This window comes from Streptomyces sp. NPDC033165 (assembly GCF_055577965.1).
Window position 1 is genome coordinate 51,944 of sequence record NZ_JBVIPK010000010.1, and the last position, 17,352, is coordinate 69,295.

General features: G+C 73.4%; 16 protein-coding genes and 1 pseudogene. 6 read left to right on the top strand and 11 right to left on the bottom strand.

Annotation, left to right across the window (positions count from 1 at the left end; all coding sequences use genetic code 11):
- Window positions 1–46: 46 nt before the first annotated feature.
- Entirely contained in the window at window positions 47–1,954 is a 1,908-nt protein-coding gene (locus ACZ5WC_RS23100; protein WP_468542562.1) for an ABC transporter ATP-binding protein, read from the bottom strand.
- A 158-nt stretch (window positions 1,955–2,112) separates the two neighbouring features.
- Between ACZ5WC_RS23100 and ACZ5WC_RS23105 the strand changes: the two genes are divergently transcribed.
- Window positions 2,113–2,805, top strand: coding sequence for a ribonuclease H family protein (locus tag ACZ5WC_RS23105; RefSeq protein WP_468542563.1), 693 nt, complete (start codon window positions 2,113–2,115; stop codon window positions 2,803–2,805).
- A gap of 124 nt (window positions 2,806–2,929) precedes the next feature.
- Here ACZ5WC_RS23105 and ACZ5WC_RS23110 read toward each other — a convergent pair whose 3' ends face one another.
- The gene (locus ACZ5WC_RS23110) at window positions 2,930–3,295 is read right to left on the bottom strand and encodes an ATP-binding protein (RefSeq protein ID WP_468542564.1); all 366 of its coding nucleotides are present in this window, start codon (window positions 3,293–3,295) and stop codon (window positions 2,930–2,932) included.
- 213 nt (window positions 3,296–3,508) lie between these two features.
- Here ACZ5WC_RS23110 and ACZ5WC_RS23115 point away from each other — a divergent pair, with 213 nt between their 5' ends.
- From ACZ5WC_RS23115 to ACZ5WC_RS23125, 3 genes are all read left to right on the top strand, one after another.
- On the top strand, window positions 3,509–4,342 hold the full coding sequence (locus ACZ5WC_RS23115; protein ID WP_468542565.1) for a helix-turn-helix domain-containing protein: 834 nt from the start codon (window positions 3,509–3,511) through the stop codon (window positions 4,340–4,342).
- A 71-nt stretch (window positions 4,343–4,413) separates the two neighbouring features.
- Window positions 4,414–5,514, top strand: a complete 1,101-nt coding sequence (locus ACZ5WC_RS23120) for a PP2C family protein-serine/threonine phosphatase (protein WP_468542566.1) — start codon at window positions 4,414–4,416, stop codon at window positions 5,512–5,514.
- 71 nt (window positions 5,515–5,585) lie between these two features.
- Entirely contained in the window at window positions 5,586–5,915 is a 330-nt protein-coding gene (locus ACZ5WC_RS23125) for a YkvA family protein (RefSeq protein ID WP_468542567.1), read from the top strand.
- A gap of 132 nt (window positions 5,916–6,047) precedes the next feature.
- Here the strand turns inward: ACZ5WC_RS23125 and ACZ5WC_RS23130 are convergent, their stop codons facing one another.
- A complete protein-coding gene (locus tag ACZ5WC_RS23130; RefSeq protein WP_468542568.1) occupies window positions 6,048–7,403 on the bottom strand; it encodes a DUF6777 domain-containing protein in 1,356 nt (451 codons plus the stop codon).
- A gap of 214 nt (window positions 7,404–7,617) precedes the next feature.
- On the opposite strand from ACZ5WC_RS23130, the gene ACZ5WC_RS23135 reads away from it, so the two are divergent.
- Window positions 7,618–8,907 (top strand): streptophobe family protein, encoded by a 1,290-nt coding sequence (locus tag ACZ5WC_RS23135; protein WP_468542569.1) that lies wholly within the window; start codon window positions 7,618–7,620, stop codon window positions 8,905–8,907.
- A 133-nt stretch (window positions 8,908–9,040) separates the two neighbouring features.
- Here ACZ5WC_RS23135 and ACZ5WC_RS23140 read toward each other — a convergent pair whose 3' ends face one another.
- The 5 genes and pseudogenes from ACZ5WC_RS23140 to ACZ5WC_RS23160 all read right to left on the bottom strand — a co-directional run bounded on the left by ACZ5WC_RS23140 (window position 9,041) and on the right by ACZ5WC_RS23160 (window position 14,300).
- The gene (locus ACZ5WC_RS23140) at window positions 9,041–10,072 is read right to left on the bottom strand and encodes a serine/threonine-protein kinase (RefSeq protein WP_468542570.1); all 1,032 of its coding nucleotides are present in this window, start codon (window positions 10,070–10,072) and stop codon (window positions 9,041–9,043) included.
- Window positions 10,073–10,300: 228 nt separating this feature from the next.
- Window positions 10,301–11,035: pseudogene (locus ACZ5WC_RS23145) on the bottom strand (SH3 domain-containing protein); the annotation flags it as partial.
- 9 nt (window positions 11,036–11,044) lie between these two features.
- A complete protein-coding gene (locus ACZ5WC_RS23150; RefSeq protein ID WP_468542571.1) occupies window positions 11,045–13,408 on the bottom strand; it encodes an FHA domain-containing protein in 2,364 nt (787 codons plus the stop codon).
- A gap of 157 nt (window positions 13,409–13,565) precedes the next feature.
- The gene (locus tag ACZ5WC_RS23155) at window positions 13,566–13,982 is read right to left on the bottom strand and encodes an ATP-binding protein (RefSeq protein ID WP_468542572.1); all 417 of its coding nucleotides are present in this window, start codon (window positions 13,980–13,982) and stop codon (window positions 13,566–13,568) included.
- Between the two features lie 108 nt (window positions 13,983–14,090).
- Window positions 14,091–14,300 carry a hypothetical protein gene (locus tag ACZ5WC_RS23160; RefSeq protein ID WP_468542573.1) on the bottom strand — a complete coding sequence of 70 codons (210 nt, stop codon included), beginning with the start codon at window positions 14,298–14,300 and terminating at the stop codon, window positions 14,091–14,093.
- On the opposite strand from ACZ5WC_RS23160, the gene ACZ5WC_RS23165 reads away from it, so the two are divergent.
- Window positions 14,299–14,715, top strand: a complete 417-nt coding sequence (locus tag ACZ5WC_RS23165; protein WP_468542574.1) for an acyl-CoA thioesterase — start codon at window positions 14,299–14,301, stop codon at window positions 14,713–14,715. The genes ACZ5WC_RS23160 and ACZ5WC_RS23165 overlap by 2 nt on opposite strands.
- A gap of 12 nt (window positions 14,716–14,727) precedes the next feature.
- On the opposite strand, the gene ACZ5WC_RS23170 is transcribed toward ACZ5WC_RS23165, so the two are convergent.
- From ACZ5WC_RS23170 to ACZ5WC_RS23180, 3 genes are read right to left on the bottom strand one after another with little or no spacing between them, the layout of a single operon-like run.
- The gene (locus tag ACZ5WC_RS23170; RefSeq protein ID WP_468542707.1) at window positions 14,728–15,573 is read right to left on the bottom strand and encodes an SAM-dependent methyltransferase; all 846 of its coding nucleotides are present in this window, start codon (window positions 15,571–15,573) and stop codon (window positions 14,728–14,730) included.
- Window positions 15,574–15,581: 8 nt separating this feature from the next.
- Entirely contained in the window at window positions 15,582–16,247 is a 666-nt protein-coding gene (locus tag ACZ5WC_RS23175; RefSeq protein WP_468542575.1) for a cysteine hydrolase family protein, read from the bottom strand.
- On the bottom strand, window positions 16,244–17,344 hold the full coding sequence (locus ACZ5WC_RS23180) for an isocitrate/isopropylmalate family dehydrogenase (protein ID WP_468542576.1): 1,101 nt from the start codon (window positions 17,342–17,344) through the stop codon (window positions 16,244–16,246). The genes ACZ5WC_RS23175 and ACZ5WC_RS23180 overlap by 4 nt, the downstream gene beginning before the upstream one ends.
- Between the last annotated feature and the right edge of the window lie 8 nt (window positions 17,345–17,352).

A 17,352-nucleotide genomic window follows, 5' to 3' on the forward strand; every position in this document is an offset into this window, starting at 1 on the left:
TGTCAGGGGTACGGAGTGGGAAACGGGGAGGCGGCGGGGGAGTGGGTCAGCGGACGGGCTCGATCTCCCGGATCTCGTCCTCCCCGTCCCCCGACGGCCGCTCGAACTGGGTGCGGTACAGCTCCTCGTACCGCCCGCCCGCCGCCAGCAGTTCGGTGTGCGTGCCGTTCTCCACGATCCGGCCCGCCTCCACGACCAGGATGCGGTCGGCCGCCCGTACGGTCGAGAGCCGGTGGGCGATCACCACGGCGGTACGGCCCGCCAGCGCTTCTGCCAGGGCCTCCTGCACCGCGGCCTCCGAGGTGGAGTCGAGGTGCGCGGTCGCCTCGTCGAGGATCACGACGCGCTGGCGGGCCAGCAGCAGCCGGGCGATGGTGAGCCGCTGACGCTCACCGCCGGAGAGCCGGTAGCCCCGCTCGCCCACCACCGTGTCCAGACCGTCCGGCAGCGAGGCGATCAGGCCGTCGAGCCGGGAGCGGCGCAGGGCGTCCCAGATCTCGTCCTCGGAGGCGTCGGGCCGGGCGAGCAGCAGATTGGCGCGTACGGACTCGTGGAACAGGTGCCCGTCCTGGGTGACCATGCCGAGTGTGTCCCGGATCGAGTCGGCGCTCAGGTCCCGTACGTCGACACCGTTCAACCGGACGGCACCGGCATCCGCGTCGTACAGCCGGGGCAGCAGCTGCGCGATCGTCGACTTGCCCGCGCCGGACGAGCCCACCAGGGCGATCATCTGGCCCGGTTCGGCGCGGAAGGACACCTCGTGCAGGACCGGTGTGCCGCCCCGGTCGTCGAGTGCGGCGACCTCCTCCAGGGAGGCGAGGGAGACCTTCTCGGCGGAGGGGTAGCCGAAGGAGACCCGGTCGAACTCCACGGAGACCGGGCCCTCGGGCACCGGACGGGCGTCCGGCTTCTGCTCGATCAGCGGCTTCAGGTCCAGGATCTCGAAAACCCGCTCGAAGCTGACGAGCGCGCTCATCACCTCGACCCGCGCCCCGGCGAGCGCGGTGAGCGGCGCGTACAGCCGGGTCAGCAGCAGGGCCAGTGCCACGACGGCCCCCGGCTCCAGGCTGCCGCGCAGGGCGTAGAACCCGCCGAGCCCGTACACGAGCGCCAGGGCCAGGGCGGACACCAGGGTCAGCGCGGTGATGAACGCCGACTGGACCATCGCCGTACGGACACCGATGTCCCGGACCCGGTCGGCGCGGGCGGCGAACTCCGCGGACTCGTCGGACGGCCGCCCGAACAGCTTGACGAGGGTCGCGCCGGGGGCGGAGAACCGCTCCGTCATCTGCGTGCCCATCGCGGCGTTGTGGCTCGCGGCCTCCCGCTCCAGCCCGGCCATCCGGGCTCCCATCCGGCGGGCCGGCACGACGAAGACGGGGAGCAGGACCAGCGAGAGCAGGGTGATCTGCCAGGAGAGCGTGAGCATCACGGCGAGCGTCAGCAGCAGGGTGACGAGGTTGGAGACGACCCCGGAGAGCGTGTTGCTGAACGCGCGCTGGGCGCCGATCACATCGTTGTTGAGCCTGCTGACCAGGGCACCGGTCCGGGTCCGGGTGAAGAAGGCCACCGGCATCTTCTGGACGTGGTCGAACACGGCGGTGCGCAGGTCCAGGATCAGACCCTCGCCCAGCGTCGCCGACAACCAGCGCGTGAGCAGCGCCAGCCCGGCTTCGAGGACCGCGATCAGCGCGATGAGCAGGGCGAGCCGGATGACCGTCCCGGTCTCCTCACCCTTGACGATCGCGTCGACGACCCAGCCGGCGAGGACCGGTGTGGCCACGGCGAGCAGCGCGGTCACGACGCTGAGCAGCAGGAACCGGCGGATGCGCCGCCGGTGGGGACGTGCGAAGACCAGGATGCGGCGCAAGGTGGCCCGGGAGAAGGGCCGGCGGTCCTCCTGGGCGTTGATCGCACTGTGCAGCGAGTGCCAAGCCGTGACTTCCATGTCCATGGGGCGCTCCGAAATCTGATGGCCAGGGTGGCCCGTGGCCGTGCGGCCCCGGGTGCACTGAGAACGCTAAAACCCCAAGTTTGGTTGAGGTCAAGGCTGCGTGTGGCCCCTGTGGGCGGCCGGTCGGAAGGGTCGTGCGGGGCTGGCATGATCGAGGGATGAACGAGTGCATCATCGCCGCCTGTGACGGGGCGTCCAAGGGCAATCCGGGACCGGCCGCCTGGGCGTGGGTCGTGGCGGACGCGGAGGGGACCCCCGTGCGCTGGGAGGCCGGACCGCTCGGCACCGCGACGAACAACGTCGCCGAGCTGACCGCGCTGGCCGAGCTGCTGGAATCCGTCGATCCGGCGGTGCGCGTCGAGGTGCGGATGGACTCGCAGTACGCGATGAACGCCGTGACCAAGTGGCTGCCGGGCTGGAAGCGCAACGGCTGGAAGACCTCCGGCGGGAAGCCCGTCGCCAACCGTGAGCTGGTCACCCGGATCGACGCCCTGCTCACCGAGCGCTCGGTGACCTTCCGCCATGTCCCCGCCCATCAGGTGGACGGGGACCGGCTCAACGCGCTCGCCGACCAGGCCGCGAGCGAGGCCGCGGTGACCCAGCGCCCGGCGGGCACGGCCCACGGCGACACGGCTCTGCCGGTGCCCGCTCCCGCACGGTCGACGAAGGCGAAGGGGCGTACGGAAGCCTCCGGCGCGGCGGGCGCTTCGCGGGGCGGGCGGTCCACCGGCACGATCAAGGCGCGGTTCGCGGGCCGGTGCCACTGCGGAAAGTCGTACGCGGCCAAGGAGCCGATCGCGAAGAACCCGAACGGCTGGGGACACCCGGAGTGCCGTACGGCCCCTGCCTGAGCCACGGCCCCTGCTTGAGGCCGGGTCCCTGCCCGGGCCCCGGTCCCTGCCGGGGGCGGGGCGGCGCCGGCCCCGAGACGGCGGGCGGCGTCAGGCGGCGAGTGGCGTCAGGCGACGAGCGGCGTCAGAGGTCGGCCCAGACGAGTCGGCCCGCCAGCGCGGCGCGGGTGCCCCAGCGGGCCGCCAGCGCGTCGACGAGCAGCAGGCCCCTGCCGTCCTCGGACAGGCAGTCGATCGCATCGTCGGCGCCGGGGCCGCCCGTCTCCCGGGCCGAGGCCCTCAGCAGCTCCGCCGAGTCGTCAGGACAGGCGGGGGAGGGGATACGGGCCCGGCCGCGGTTCCACACGCACAGGCGCACCCCACCGGCCGAGCGCAGGAGGCGACAGCGGATCCGCCGGGTGCTGGTGTGCTGCACGGCGTTGGTGACCAGTTCCGTCACGATCAGAGCGGCCGCCTCGACGCGGTCGGCGGGCTCGCCCCACGCGCGCATCGCCTCCTGCACCCGGTGCCGCGCCTCCGGCACCCCCCTGGGCGATCGGGGCACCCACCAGCTGTGCGCACCTCGGCCGCCTACGGCATCGGGGGCGCGTTCCGCGCAAATGGCTATTTCCGACATGTATGCACTCTCGACGCAAAACGCGTACTTTGCAACCGACAGAGTGTGTAGTGCTCCCTATCGGGGCTCGACGAGGAAGGTATCCGCATGCGAGCCCGCTCCGGTCCCACCGTGGAGCACCGCGTACTGGCGGTCCGCCTCCGGCTGCTGCGGGAACGCGCCGGGATCAGCCTCCGGGCCGCCGCGGAGGCACTGGATGCCCACCCCGCCACCGTCCGGCGGATCGAACGGGCCGAGACCGGACTCGACGCCCGGCAGGTCAGCGAACTGCTGCGCTGCTACGGAGTCCCGCCCGCTGTCGCCGAGCCCATGATGGCCAAACTCGCCGACGCGAACCTGCCCGGCTGGTGGCACCGCTGGCGGGACGCGATGGACGGCTGGCAGCAGGAGGTCATCGGCGTGGAGTCCTCGGCGAGTCTCGTGCGGACCTGGCACCCGGCGCTCGTGCCCGAGCTGCTGCGCACCCCCGCGTACGCCGCCGCGCTCCACCGCACGCAGTATCCGGACGACCCCCCGGCCCGGCTGGAGCGCCGCGTCGAACTGCTGCGGGAGCGCCGCCGGCGGATGCGTGAGCGCGGAGCCGACCTGTGGGCCCTGTTCCCGGCCGCGGCCCTGCACACCCGGGTCGGCGGACCGGAGACGATGGCCGGGCAGCGGGCGGCGCTGGCCGAGGCGATGCGGGAGCGGCACATCACCGTCCAGGTGGTGCCCATGGACCACCCGCCGCACCCCCTGACCGGCATGCCGCCCCTCCACCTGCTGCGGGTCCCCGCCCCCGAGATCGGCGACCAGGCCGTCCTGGAGACCCCCGGCGTCCGGGTCGACGTCGTCGACGACCCCGAGACCGTGATGGCCCATCGCATCCGGCTGGACGCCGCGTGCGCCGCCGCGCCCCGTCCCGGGACCCCGCTGCCGGAGTGAGCGGCCTCGGGCGGAGCCCTTCCGGCCCGCGCCGGGATGCGAGGGCCGCCGGCCCCGTACAGCGTGGGGGAGTGGCGGAGCTGCGCAGAGCCCAGTGGATCCCGGTGGGGGTCATCGCGCTGGCCGCCGTGCTGGACCTGGCCACTCCGACGGACGTCACCTCCGCGCCGCTGCTGATGGCCGCGCCCGTCGCCGCCGCACCGCTCCTGAGCCTGCCCGGCATCATCGCGATCGGCGCCCTGTCCATGGCCGTCCACGCGGCCCTGGCCTGGATCAACGGCACCTTCGGCTGGCACCGGGGCGTCGCCAACCAGCTCACCCTTCTGGCCGTAACCGTGCTGGCCGTCCTCATCCACCGCGCCCTGGAGGGCCAGACCGCCCGGACCCGGCGCGCCCGGCAGGTCGCCGCCGTGGCCCAGAGCGCCGTCCTGCCCAGGCCCCCGTCGCGGCTCGGCGAGCTCAGGATCGCCGCCCGGTACGTGCCCGCCGAGGACGAGGCCATGATCGGCGGCGACCTCTACGTCGTCCAGGACACCCCGCACGGGGTGCGCGTGATGGTCGGGGACGTACGGGGCAAGGGCCTGGGCGCGGTGAGCGCGGTCTGCGCGGACCTGGGCGCCTTCCGTTACGCCGCGGACGAGGCCGAGGACCTGCCCCGCCTGGAGGCCGCCCTGGAGCGGGCCCTGCTGCGCGAGGGCGGCCGTCGCGGCGGGCACGAGCGGGACGAGGGGTTCACGACGGCGCTGATCGCCGAGTTCTCCGCCGGCCTCGACACCGTACGGGTCGTCAACCGCGGGCACCCGCCCCCGGTGCTGCTGGACGCCGGGGGCCGGGCCGCCGTCCTGGAGCCGTCCGAGGAGGCGCCCCCGCTCGGCATGAGCGCCCTGGGCGCCTGGTCGGCCCCGGTCGACACGTTTCCCTTCCCGCCCGGCGCCACCCTCGTCTGCTACACGGACGGGGTCACCGAGGCCCGCGACGAGTCCGGGGTCTTCTACGACGCGGCCGTGCGCCTGCCCCGCCTCGTACGCCACCGGGCGCTGACCGGAGATCCGGCCACCCCGGCGCAGATCCTCCACCTCATGATCGAGGACCTGGGACGGCACACCGGCGGCCGGATCCAGGACGATCAGGCGCTCCTCGCCCTGCACCGGCCCCTGGGCGTGCATGCATGACGAGCGGCGCGCGCCGCTCGTAGGCGTACGGGGCGGGCGGAAGCACGCGAAGAATGGGTAGATGATGAGCCATGGACACAACCGCTTGGCTCGTTGTCGCCGCCGTGGCCGCGCTGATCACCCTGGTTCTGGCCGCCGTGCTGCTGGTGCGCGTCTTCAAGGCCAGGAAACTGCTGGTGGACTCCGGGATTCCGCTGCGCAGCAAGGCGCTCGTCTGGGCGGCCGTGATCTACACGGTGTCGCCCGTCGACCTGCTGCCGGACCCCGTCTACCTCGATGACATCGGACTCCTGCTGGTCGCCCTGCGCTCCCTGCACGCGGCCGCTTCCGCCGCCGGAGTGCGCACGGGCAAGCGGGCGGAGGCGCCGACGAGCGCCCCGGTGGAGGTGAAGACCCTCTGAGGGCTGTCCCACGGTGTCGGCGACGCGGCTGATGGGCGGGCGTCCGGAAAGCCACGGTCCAGGCGCGACTTTCCGGACACAGCCCAGGGCTCCCGTCATCCCTGGCGGATCAGCGTGACTACGGGGCAGCCCTCAGGCCCGGGCGGCCGCCGCTGGTGCCTCCGTCTGCGGCTCGGGGGCCTGCGGGTTCGGCGAACCGGGCGCCGGGGGCTGCGGGGCCGACTGGGAGCCGGGCGGGTCGGCGGGCGGCGGCTCGGAGGTGGCCGGGTCGTCCGGGGGCGGTTCTGAGGTCGCCGGGTCGTCCGGCGGGGGCTCGGAGGTCGCCGGGTCCTCACCCGGCGGTGACGTCTGCTCGTCCGGCGAGGCGGAGGGATCCGACGGGGGGCACGGCCGGTCCTGGTCGTCACGCGATCCCGGCGGGCAGGGCGAGGGGGACGCGTCCTCGGGAGGATCGGTCTTCTTGTCGCCGTCGCCCGTGTCGCCGGCGAGCCGCTCGAACCAGTCGCCGTTCTCCGGGTCGACCATCACGAACTCTTTCACCGGTTTCGCCGACGGCTCGACCACGACCACGTCCGACGCCCGGTAACCGGGCCAGGCCTGCCCCGTCGTGCGCGGAGTGCTGTCCTGGGCGACGGGCGGCAGCAGCGGGTTGCCGCAGGCGCAGCGGACCCGGGGCACGCCGCGGTCGTCGACGAGGACCGCCGTACCGGCCTGGAGTACCGCCTGATAGGCCGTCGCCTCGCCGTCCCGGAAGCCGTGGTTGGTGACACGGGTGTCCATCCGGAGCGTCACGGGGGTGAGGTCGCGCAGATAGCCGGGGACGGCGGACGGCTCGATGTCCTGGACCGAGGCGAACGCCCGGTTCTTGTCCGGGGCAGCCGTCAGCGTGTCGATCTGCTTCTCCACATCGCAGCTGGCGACCTTGCGGGTGCCCCCGTACAGACCGGGCGCCGCGCCGTCGACCCCGCGTGTCACCTGGGTGCCGGTCGCCGTCCCGCTGGGCTCCTTCGAGGGCGGCGCCGTCCCGGGCTCGGACGCGTCGTCGTTGGCCGTGGACTCCGTGAACGGATCGGGCCCCGAGGAGCCCGCCGCCTGGAGGAACACCTCGCCGCCCGCCTTCGAGCCGCCGTCGGGCCGGGTCAGGAAGACGATCAGCACGACCGCCGCCACCAGCGCTGTCGCGATCGCCGCGATCCGGGGGGCCGAACGCCACCAGGGGCGCCCGGGGCCGGAACCGGGAGCGGCGCCCGAGCCGTGCCCGGGGCCTCCGCCCGCGCCGCCGGAACCTCCCGCGCCGCCGGAGCCGCCGCCGTCCCCCGAACCGCCGGAGCCGCCCGGTCCGCCGTGGTCGTCACCGCTGGGCGGGCCGGGCGGTGGACTGGACACGGTGGGAGGCGGAGGCGTCGGACCACCGGACTGCGAAGGGCCCGAGAGCGGGCCGGAGGGTGGTCCTGCGGGGCGGCCGGATGACGGCGGTTGGACACTCACGGGCTCTTCTTCCCGACGTCGGTACCCGCCCCGGATACCCGTGCCGGGTTCCGTTTCCGTACCGGGGCACCCATGTCGTTGCCGCACGAGCACCGATCGGTCATCCGGGGCATATCGCCTCATTGTGTGTCCCGTCCGGGCGGTCCCCGCAAGCGGAGGGAGGGACCGGTTCTTTCGGGGGGCACGGCGTCCGGCCTCTGCCTAGCGTGGCAGTGTGAACGTCCGCGCGAGCAACGACAGGAACACCGCACGCACCCCGCACGGCTGGCGCGCCGCGCTCGTCGCGGTCCTCCCCGGCGTGCTCGCCATGCTGGCGACCGCGGCCCTCGGTCTGTGGGCCGCCGGTGCGTCCGGGCTGCCCGGCGGGGCCTTTCCAGCGGTCGTCGCCGCGGTCGTGGTGATGGCGGCCGGAGGCTCCGTAGGACTCTCCGGGGACGCCGGCCCCCTCGTGGGGACGCAGGCCGACCTCTCGGTGCTCCCGCTCTCCGTGACCCTGGTGGGAGCCTTTCTCGTCGCCCGCGGATTCCTCCGCCCGCTGCGCCACCGGGCCGTGGCGGGCACCCGCGAACTGGCGGGCTGGGCGGGCCGGGTCGCCGCGCTGTGGATCGTCGCCCTGATCGTGCTCTCGCTCGTGGCCCGGCACACCTTCACTCTTTCGGCCGACGAACTCACCGGCAGCGGTGCCGGGGACCTCCTGGGCGGCTCGCCCGAGGTCGGATTCCGGGCGGAGATCCCCCTCACCCTGGTCTTCGGGCTCCTCTGGCTCGCCGGGGTCCTCGTCCTGGCCCTGCTCGTCTCGCGCCGCGCTCCGCTGCCGCCCCGGCTCGTGCGCTTCCAGGAACCCGTACGCCCGGCTGCCTTCGCCATGGTGGTGCTGCTCCTCGTGTGCGTCGCGCTCGGCGTCGTCGCCGGTCTCGTCGTGATGATCACGCACGGGCACCCCGCCGAGACCGCGGCGGTCATCCTCCTCGGGCTTCCCAACCTGGTCTGGCTCGCGTTCACCCTCGGCCTCGGTGCCTCCTGGGAGGGGAAGGTCGAGGGCCCCTTCGGACTGCCGATGCCCCAGGTCCTCGACACCGTCCTGCGCACCCCCGACCTCTCCACCCTCAACCTGACCACCCTCGCCGCGCAGGACGGGCGCGTCCGCTGGCTCGTGGCCGCCGCCACGCTGCTGCTGCTCGGCGCCGCGTTCCTCATGGCGGCCCGCTCGCCCGCCCGGATGCGCCTGTGGCAGCACACGGTGCACATGGCGGCGGCGCTCGCCCTGACCGTGCTGTTCATCTGCCTCACCGCCCGGGTCTCCGCGCACTACGGGCTGTCCCTCATGGGGCTCGGCGACCTGGGCGGCGGACTCGGCGGTGAGGTGTCACTGCGCCCGAAACTGTGGACCGCCCTCGGCCTCGCCGTGCTCTGGGGCCTGGTCACCGGGTTCCTCGGGGGCCTCGCCGCCTCCCGCGTCCACCGGCGCGGCGAGATCCCGGACGAGAGCCCGCCGCCTGCCTGACCCCCTCCCCGGGTAACCGAGCCGCGCCGCCGGCCAGTCCAGCCTGCCGTCAGCCGAGCCTGCTGCCAGTCCAGCCCGCTGCCAGTCCAGCCTGACCTGTTCAGCCCCTGACGCCTGTTCAGCCGGTGCCTGTTCAGCCGTCGCCCGGGAACACCGGAGCGGCCCAGCGCGGCGGCCGGGGCGGCGGCGCGGAGGCCGCCGACCACGAACCGGCCCGTACGTCCACCCGGGTCGGCGCGTGCTGCCCGGGCCCGTTCCCGGCCGCCGCGGCCCGCAGCGCGGCGACGAACCGCAGACAGGTCTCGTAACGGTCATCCGGGGCCTTGGCGAGCGCCTTCGCCAGCACGCCGTCGATGGCGGCCGGAAGACCGGGCCGCAGCCCGCTCGGCGGGGGCGGCGGATCGTACTGATGAGCCCACAGCAGGGCCATGTCGTCGTCCCGCTGGAAGGGGGGCGCTCCGGTCAGGGTCTCCTGGACGACGCAGGCGAGGCTGTACACGTCGCACCGCCCGTCGACGGGCCGCCCGGAGATCTGTTCCGGCGCCACGTAGTCGAGGGTGCCGACGAACTGGCCGACCGTGGTGAACCCGGTCAGCGACAGCGACTTCTTCGTCAGCCCGAAGTCGGTGAGGTACACGTGCTCCGGATGGTCGCTGTCGGTACCCGCCGCCACCAGGATGTTCCCCGGCTTCACATCCCGGTGCACCAGGTCGTGGTCATGGGCCGCGTCGAGCGCGGAGGCCACCTGCGCGCCGATCCGGACGGCGGCCGTCAGGTCCAGCGGCCCGCGCCGGTCGATGAGGACACGCAGATCGGCGCCCGCGACATAGCGCATGGCGATGTAGAGCAGCCCCTCGGTCTCACCCGCCTCGAACACCGGCACGATGTGGGGGTGGTCGATCGCGGCCGCCACCCGCGACTCGTGAGTGAACCGCTGCCGGAAGGTGTCGTTGCGGGCCAGCTCCGGCGCGAGCAGCTTCAGCGCGACGGTCCGGTCCAGCCGCAGGTCCCTGGCCCGGTACACGACCGCCATACCGCCCCGGCCGACCTCGGCCTCCACGAGGTAGCCCGCGATCCGCTTGCCGACGAGATCGTCGTCCCGCCCGGTGGGCAGCGAGGCCTCGTGCGACGGGGGAGGCGGCGGGGGCGGAGGCGGCGGCGTCATCGGCGGTCACCGCCCTGCGTTCCCCGACGCCCCGCCACCACGCGGCTCGTCGGCCCCGGCTACGGGGACCGCCCGGGTGGGTTCGGGGCCTTCGGCTGGGACCACGCGGGTGGGTTCGGGGGCGTCGGGGGGTACGACGCGGGTGGGTTCGGGGCCTTCGGCTGGGACCACGCGGGTGGGTTCGGGGCCTTCGGCTGGGACCACGCGGGTGGGTTCGGGGCCTTCGGCTGGGACCACGCGGGTGGGTTCGGGTCCGTCCGCCGGAACGACGTGGGCCGGTTCGGGTCCTTCCGCCGGAACCACGCGCGTAGGTTCGGGGCCCTCCTCGGCGGGATGGGCCCCGGGGCCGCCGCCGTCACGGGCCCGGCCCGCCGCCGCATGGCGCGCTTCCTCCGGTGTCGCTCCCGCGGCGCGTGCCCCCGCGCCGCCCGCGTTCTCCGGAGTCGCACCCTCCCCGCCCGCGCCCTCCTGGCTCGCTCCCGGCCCCGACTGCGCCGCGTACGTACTCAGTTGCGTCCCGTCGCAGAACACCCACCGCTCGTGCTCCGCGTCGTACAGCCACACCGACTCCCCGTCCACGACCACCCCCACCCGCCGCCCCCGCGTCCGCTGCCGGAAGGCTTCACCGTCGCTGCGGCCCTCGGCCAGGTCCTGGGCCGCGCGGCGGTACTCGCTCAGCGACTCCTCCGCCCTCGCCAGCAGTGGTCGCGGGTCCGCGGTGCGGGCGAGCGGCTGCCCGGGGGCCGGGGGCGTCTGCGGTACGGAGACGAGGAGCCGTCCGTCGACCCAAGCCGACCAGCCGTTGGAACAGCCGACGTACGCCCAGTCCCCGCGCCGGTCCAGCAACTGCACCGGAAGCAGGGCGTCCAGAGGGTCGGTGGGCCGGGAGGCGTCGGGCGCCTCCCAGGCCGGCAGCCCGTCCGGAGGGACGACATGCGTGGGGCGGAACTCCGGCGTCGCCATGGAACCGCCTCACTTCCGCATGACCGCGGGCTCGTGCCGCCTCAGCAGTTTCGCGACCACGTATCCGAAGACGAGCGAGAGGAGGGCCAGCATGCCCATGTTGAGCAGCCAGACCCCTGCGGAGTGCCCGAAGAGGGGGTCGGACGTCAGTTCGCCCGGCACGATCCGCGCCAGATCGATCGTCCCGGCCATCGCGCCGAGCGCCCACCGCGAGGGCACCAGCCAGGACAGCTGCTCCACCCCGGGGACCCCGTGCAACTTGAGGAGGGCGCCGCAGAAGACCACCTGGACGATCGCGAGGAGGACGAGCAACGGCATCGTCACCTCCTCCTTGCGCACCAGCGCGGACACCAGCAGACCGAGCATCATCGCGGTGAACGACAACAGGGCGACGGCCAGCGTGATCTCCACCAGGGGTGGCAGGAAGACCCCTTCGCCGCCCGGCGCGTTGAGATCGACGCCCACCAGACCGACCAGGGTCAGTACGACGGCCTGGAGGACGGTGACGGTCCCCAGCACCACGATCTTCGACATCAGGTAGGCGGATCTGGACAGGCCGACCGCACGTTCCCGCTGGTAGATCACCCGTTCCTTGACCAACTCCCGTACGGCGTTGGCCGCGCCGGTCAGTACGCCGCCCACGCACAGGATGAGCAGGGCGTTCATCGCCGTCTCCTGGGTGAGCCGGCTGCCCGCCAGCGCTCGGGCCATCGCGCCCATGACGAAGGGCAGCGCGATCATGATGATCAGGAACGTCCGGTCCGCGCCGAGGGCGGAGGCGTAACGGCGGACGAGGGTGTGCAACTGCGCGCCCCAGTTACGGGTCTTGGGGGGAGGCGCCACCAGCGCTCCGGGCGCGGCCGGGGGCAGATGGGGCTGGGCCGAGGCGCCCACGATGTACTGCCGGTGGAAGGGCGAGCCCGCGTAGGTGGTCGCCCAGTCCCGGTCGCGGTCGTTCTCGAACGCCTCGAAGGCCTCCGGCCACTCCTCGAAGCCGAAGAAGGCGAGGGCGTCCTCCGGGGGGCCGTAGTAGGCGATGCGGCCGCCCGGCGCCAGGACGAGCAGCCGGTCGCACACCTCCAGGCTGAGCACGCTGTGCGTGACCACGATGACCGTACGGCCGTCGTCGGCCAGCCCGCGCAGCATGTGCATGACGGAACGGTCCATGCCGGGGTCGAGTCCGGAGGTCGGTTCGTCGAGGAAGAGCAGCGAGGGCTTGGTGAGCAGCTCCAGAGCCACGCTCACCCGCTTGCGCTGGCCGCCGGACAGGGAGTGGATCGGCTGGTCGGCGCGCTGTTCGAGACCGAGTTCCTGGATCACTTCGGTGACCCGGGCCTGCCGCTCCGCCTTCGCGGTGTCCTGCGGGAAGCGGAGCTCGGCGGCGTAACCGAGGGCCTTACGCACGGTCAGCTGGGAGTGCAGGATGTCGTCCTGCGGGACCAGCCCGATGCGCTGGCGCAGCTCGGCGAAGTCGCGGTAGAGGTCGCGCCCGTCGTAGAGCACGGTGCCGCTGTTGGCGGGGCGCAGCCCGGTGAGCGCGTTGAGCAGGGTCGACTTCCCGGCGCCGCTGGGCCCCACCACGCCGAGGAGGCACTTCTCGCCGACGGGGAACGAGACGCCGTCCAGCAGGGTCTTGACGCCCTTGCCCGCCCGGCCGACCGTGACCGCCAGATCCTGTACGTCGAGTGACACCTCGCCGGTGTCCACGAACTCCTGGAGGACGTCCCCGACCAGGCAGAACGCGGAGTGGCCGATGCCGACGACGTCCCCGGGGCCGACGGGTCCGCGCGCCACCGGCTGGCCGTTGAGGAAGGTTCCGTTGTGGCTGCCGAGGTCGACGATCTCGTGACGGCCGTCGGCGAGCGCCCGCAGTTCGGCGTGGTGCCGGGAGACCACGAGGTCGTCGATGACGAGGTCGTTGCCCGCGTCGCGGCCGATCCGCAGGGTCTTCGCGGGCAGCGGGCGTACGGTGGTCGGCTGCCGGAACGTGCCGGTCGCCGCGGGCATCGAGACGGCCGACGGCCGGTCCGGGGCGACCGCTGGGGCGGGCGGCTCCAGCCCGACCAGCACGGCACGGGGGCCGTCGCTCGGACTGCCGAAGCGGATGACGCTGCCCGCGCCGACGTCCGACGCGTGAACGCGGTGGCCGTCGGTGTACGTGCCGTTGGTGCTGTCCTCGTCCTCCAGCGTCCAGTGGCCGGCGTCGGGGCGCAGGATCGCGTGGTGCCAGGAGACCCGGACGTCGTCGATGACGATGTCGCTCTCGGGGTCGCGCCCGACATGGTAGTCCCGGCTCGGACTCATCACCGTGGAGCCGAGATCCGTCTCCAGTACGAGTTCGGGCGCAGTCGGGGTCGCAGGCCGCTCTCCCATGCCCGAAATTCTACCGATACGTAACGATTGGCGCCCGCCGCCGACGGCTCGGCCGCCGGATCTGCCCAGCACGGCCGGTCGCATCTCCGCTGCGGGGCGCCCTCGCGTCTGCTCGGCGGGGCGCGATCGCGTCTCCCCGGTGCGGCACGGTGGCGAGTCAGTGCGGCACGGTGGCGAGGATGACCTTCCCGCCGCCCGCCGCCTCGCGGACCCGGACCTCCTGGGCCAGCCGCTGGATCATCGGCCAGCCGAACCCGCCGGTCCGGCCGGTCAGGTCGGGCGCCCGGTCCTGCGGATGCGCCGGGCTCGGGTCGGTGACCCGGACGCGGACGCCCCTGCGGTCGGCGGTCAGCCGAAGGGTCGTGACGGCTCCCGCGTGCCGGATGGCATTGGTGACCAGCTCCGACACGAGGAGCAGCAGGTCCTGGACCACATGCGCGGCGGGTGCGGGGTGCAGCCGTGCGGCGAAGCTGTTGACCGCGTCCCGCGCGTCGGCGGCCTTCTCCGGCCGGCAGACGTAGTCGGTACGGGTCCCCCCGTCCGGCGAAAGTGTCATCAGCATGCGGTCGTTCATCGCTGCCACCCCGTTGCGTGAGCTTTCTGGCTGAGGTGTCGGATACCCCGGAAACGGCATTTCACGGAAACCGGCCGAGGGGGAAAGAGGGGAGGCCCCGGTTGCGGCTCAGTTCTCGTTCCCGAGCCGGTCCCGCCGGATGCGGTGGGCCAGGGTGCGGCGCACCGAGGCGGACCCGCTGGTGGTCACCCGTGCGGGAACGTGGAGGCCGCGGCTGATGGTGTCGTACGCCGTCATGGCGGCGAACATGGTCGGATACGGGCCCGCCGCGCCGACCTCCCGGAATGCCCCGCCGCGCTCGGGCGTTCGCACGGTCATGACCTTCTCCGTTGACGTGACCGTGCGCGGCTACGAACTCGACACCCAGGGCCACCTCAACCAGGCCGTCTACCTCCAGTACGCCGAACACGCCCGCTGGGAGCTGCTGCGGGCCGCCGGACTGCCCCAGGAGAAGCTGCTGGCCGACGGGATCGGGCCGGTGCAGCTGGAGGTCACCGTCAAGTACCGCCGCGAGCTGCGGGGCGGTGAGCGGGTGCGGGTCACCTGCCGGTTCGACTACGGCACGGGCAAGACGTTCACCCTGGAGCAGCAGATCATCAAGGAGGACGGCACGGTGGCGGCCGAGATCACCGGAGTGGCCGGCGTTCTGGATCTGACCGAACGCCGGCTCGTCCCGGACCCGCGGGGCCGCCTCGCCGCCCTGGCGGTCAGCCCCGGCCTGCTCACCGGCTGACCCGGGGCCGTCTCAGCCCCGGGGCCTGTGCGCGAACACCCACCGGTTGGCGGCCAGCGCGTCACGGCGCTCCGGGCGGGGGCCGCGCCCATGGCGACGGGTGAAGTGGAAGGGGGTGTGGACCGTCGTGGACCAGCCCCGCCCGGCCAGGTCCGCTGCGGAGTCCGGCCGGGGCTCCCCGTCGAACAGGGCGAGCAGATCGACGCCGATGCGCTCCTTCGCCGCCGCGTAGACCGGGCTGTCGCGGACGGCCGCGGACTCGATGCCGAGCTTCGCCTCGTACGCGAGCGCGCTGCCCGCCGCGCCGAGCGCGTCCACCGTGGCGACGAGCCGCCGCTCGGCGGCCCCGGGAAGGTAGAGCAGCAGCCCCTCCGCCAGCCAGGCCGCGGGCGAGGCCGGGTCGAATCCCGCCCCGGTGAGGGCCCCGGCCCAGTCGAGGCGCAGATCGGCGGCGATCGTGACGCGGGTGGCACGGGTGGCACGCCGCTCTCTCGGCAGTCCGTCGATGACCGCCCTTTTGAACGCGAGGACCTCCTCCTGGTCGATCTCGAAGACCGTGCGGCCGGGCGGCCAGTCCAGGCGCAGCGCCCGGGTGTCCAGACCGGCCCCGAGCAGCACGACCTGCCGGACGCCGCCGTACGTCTGCCGGAGCAGGAAGTCGTCGAGGACCCGGGTCCGCAGCCCGAAGTAGCGTCCCAGCCGCCCCCACAGCGGATCGGCGTCCCCGTCCGGCACCTGGTCCGGACGCACCGGCCACCGCGCGGACGGCCGGGCCGCCCGTACGAAGTGCTCGGCGTAGACGTCCCGGGCCAGCGCGTCGGGGCGGTGGGACTCCACGGCCCGGGCGGCGGCCACCATCAGCGCGGTCAGCCCGACGCCTCCGGTGACGCCGCTGTCCTGCCGGGCGGTATCGGGCACAGGTCCTCCTCTCCGGGGTGGCGCGACCACACCCCGACCTGGTCACCGGTGGTGATCCGGGCCCCGTACAGGCGGGCCATGAAGCTCAGGATCTGTTCGTCGGCGAGGTGCAGCGCGGTGGTGCAGTCGCGCAACACCGTCACCTGGAAGCCCTTCTGAAACGCCGTGCGGGCCGTCGAGTCCACGCAGACGTCCGCGAACAGCCCGACGAACACGAGATGGTCCGCACCCCGGTCGAGGAGGTGGTGCTCGAAACCGTCGCTCAGGAACGCGTCGAAGCAGGCCCGTTTGGTGAACACCGCCTCGCCCGGCCCCGGTTCCGCCCCGTCGGCGAACTCCGCGCCCCAGGAGCCCTCCAGGCACTTCGGCCGCTTCCCGAGCACCGCGTCCCGCCGCCGCCAGCCCGGGCCCTGGAAGCGGGCGTCCCCGAGGAAGCGGACGTGGACGACCTCCGCGCCCGAGGCCCGGGCAGCCGCGATCGCCCGGGCGGCGTTCGCCGTGACCCGCTCCAGCCGGGCCGGATCGCCCGGGTAGCGGGACGCGGCGAGCGGGCCCGCGCAGAAGTCGTTCTGGAGATCGACGACGATCAGCGCGGTCCCGCCCGGCGCGCTCATGAGGCGTCGGCCCGTACGGTCACGGCCAACGGGGTTGCTCGTACTGGCTGTTGGGAATTCAGCGCCTCCAGCAGGGTGTCGACCACCGCGGTGGTGGAGTGCCGCCCGCCGACGTCCGGCGTACCGACGCCCCCCTCCGCGAGCAGGGCGAGCGCTCGTTCGGCCTCGCCCACCGCGCCCTCGCAGCCGCCGTACCGCTGTGCGATCGCCGCGGCTGCCCGTACGGTCGCCACCGGATTGACCCGGTCCAGCCCTTCCAGGTCGTCGGCGGAGCCGTGGACCGTCTGGTACTCGGTCAGCCCGTGTACGTCGGGATGGAGATGGACGTTCTCCGTGCAGCGGTTCTCCTGCCGGTCGGAGCCGAACCGGTCCAGCAGGACGACGTGCATGATGTCGGCCCACTCGTTGCCCGCGACGACGACCGTGCGGTCACCGAACCCGTGGGCGATCAGGTTGCGGTTGACCGTGTCCGGCTGGAACAGCCCCACCGGTACGTCGTACCGGGCGGCGATGTCCGTGACCCAGGAATCCAGCACACCGTCCAGCAGATGGAACTTGTACGCCATGACGACCCGCGCCGGACCCGCGTCGGGCCACTGCCGCCAGGCCCGCTCCACCGCGTAGGAGAGCACCTTCTCGGTGAGATCCCGGCTGAATTCCATGGTCCGGCGGACCACACCGTCCAGATGGTGGTTCTCACCGGTGTAGAAGCCCTGTGCCTGATCGCGGACCAGCAGCAGCGACGACGACCCGCTCCCGAGGGGCAGGGCGTCCACCTTCACGGCCTGGAGCCGTTGCCTCACGAGGTAGAGGGACTGCGCGTTGATCGCCGTGCGGAAGACCGCCCGGGTGCCGAGTGCGGCCTGCGTGCGGCAGAAGTGCTCGTAGTGCCCGGCGTCCTCCTCCGTGAGCCGGCGAACCGCCTCCACGCCCCCCTCCGCCCTGAGCGATATGTACGAGTGGTAGGTGCGGGGCGAGCGCAGCACGCCGATCTCCGTTCCGTGGAGCCGGGCCAGTGCGCCCAGCACCCGTTCGAAGACGGCGGCCACTTCCGTACCCGTTCCGCGGCCGACCGCGAGCCCGATGACCGGTTTCAACCATGCTC

Bases quoted from the DNA above. Each gene is read 5' to 3' on its own strand.
- ACZ5WC_RS23100 (WP_468542562.1), bottom strand. From the start codon at position 1,954: ATGGACATGGAAGTCACGGCTTGGCACTCGCTGCACAGTGCGATCAAC.
- ACZ5WC_RS23105 (WP_468542563.1), top strand. From the start codon at position 2,113: ATGAACGAGTGCATCATCGCCGCCTGTGACGGGGCGTCCAAGGGCAAT.
- ACZ5WC_RS23110 (WP_468542564.1), bottom strand. From the start codon at position 3,295: ATGCGCGCGTGGGGCGAGCCCGCCGACCGCGTCGAGGCGGCCGCTCTG.
- ACZ5WC_RS23115 (WP_468542565.1), top strand. From the start codon at position 3,509: ATGCGAGCCCGCTCCGGTCCCACCGTGGAGCACCGCGTACTGGCGGTC.
- ACZ5WC_RS23125 (WP_468542567.1), top strand. From the start codon at position 5,586: ATGGACACAACCGCTTGGCTCGTTGTCGCCGCCGTGGCCGCGCTGATC.
- ACZ5WC_RS23140 (WP_468542570.1), bottom strand. From the start codon at position 10,072: ATGACGCCGCCGCCTCCGCCCCCGCCGCCTCCCCCGTCGCACGAGGCC.
- ACZ5WC_RS23150 (WP_468542571.1), bottom strand. From the start codon at position 13,408: ATGGGAGAGCGGCCTGCGACCCCGACTGCGCCCGAACTCGTACTGGAG.
- ACZ5WC_RS23155 (WP_468542572.1), bottom strand. From the start codon at position 13,982: ATGAACGACCGCATGCTGATGACACTTTCGCCGGACGGGGGGACCCGT.
- ACZ5WC_RS23165 (WP_468542574.1), top strand. From the start codon at position 14,299: ATGACCTTCTCCGTTGACGTGACCGTGCGCGGCTACGAACTCGACACC.
- ACZ5WC_RS23160 (WP_468542573.1), bottom strand. From the start codon at position 14,300: ATGACCGTGCGAACGCCCGAGCGCGGCGGGGCATTCCGGGAGGTCGGC.
- ACZ5WC_RS23170 (WP_468542707.1), bottom strand. From the start codon at position 15,573: ATGGTGGCCGCCGCCCGGGCCGTGGAGTCCCACCGCCCCGACGCGCTG.
- ACZ5WC_RS23175 (WP_468542575.1), bottom strand. From the start codon at position 16,247: ATGAGCGCGCCGGGCGGGACCGCGCTGATCGTCGTCGATCTCCAGAAC.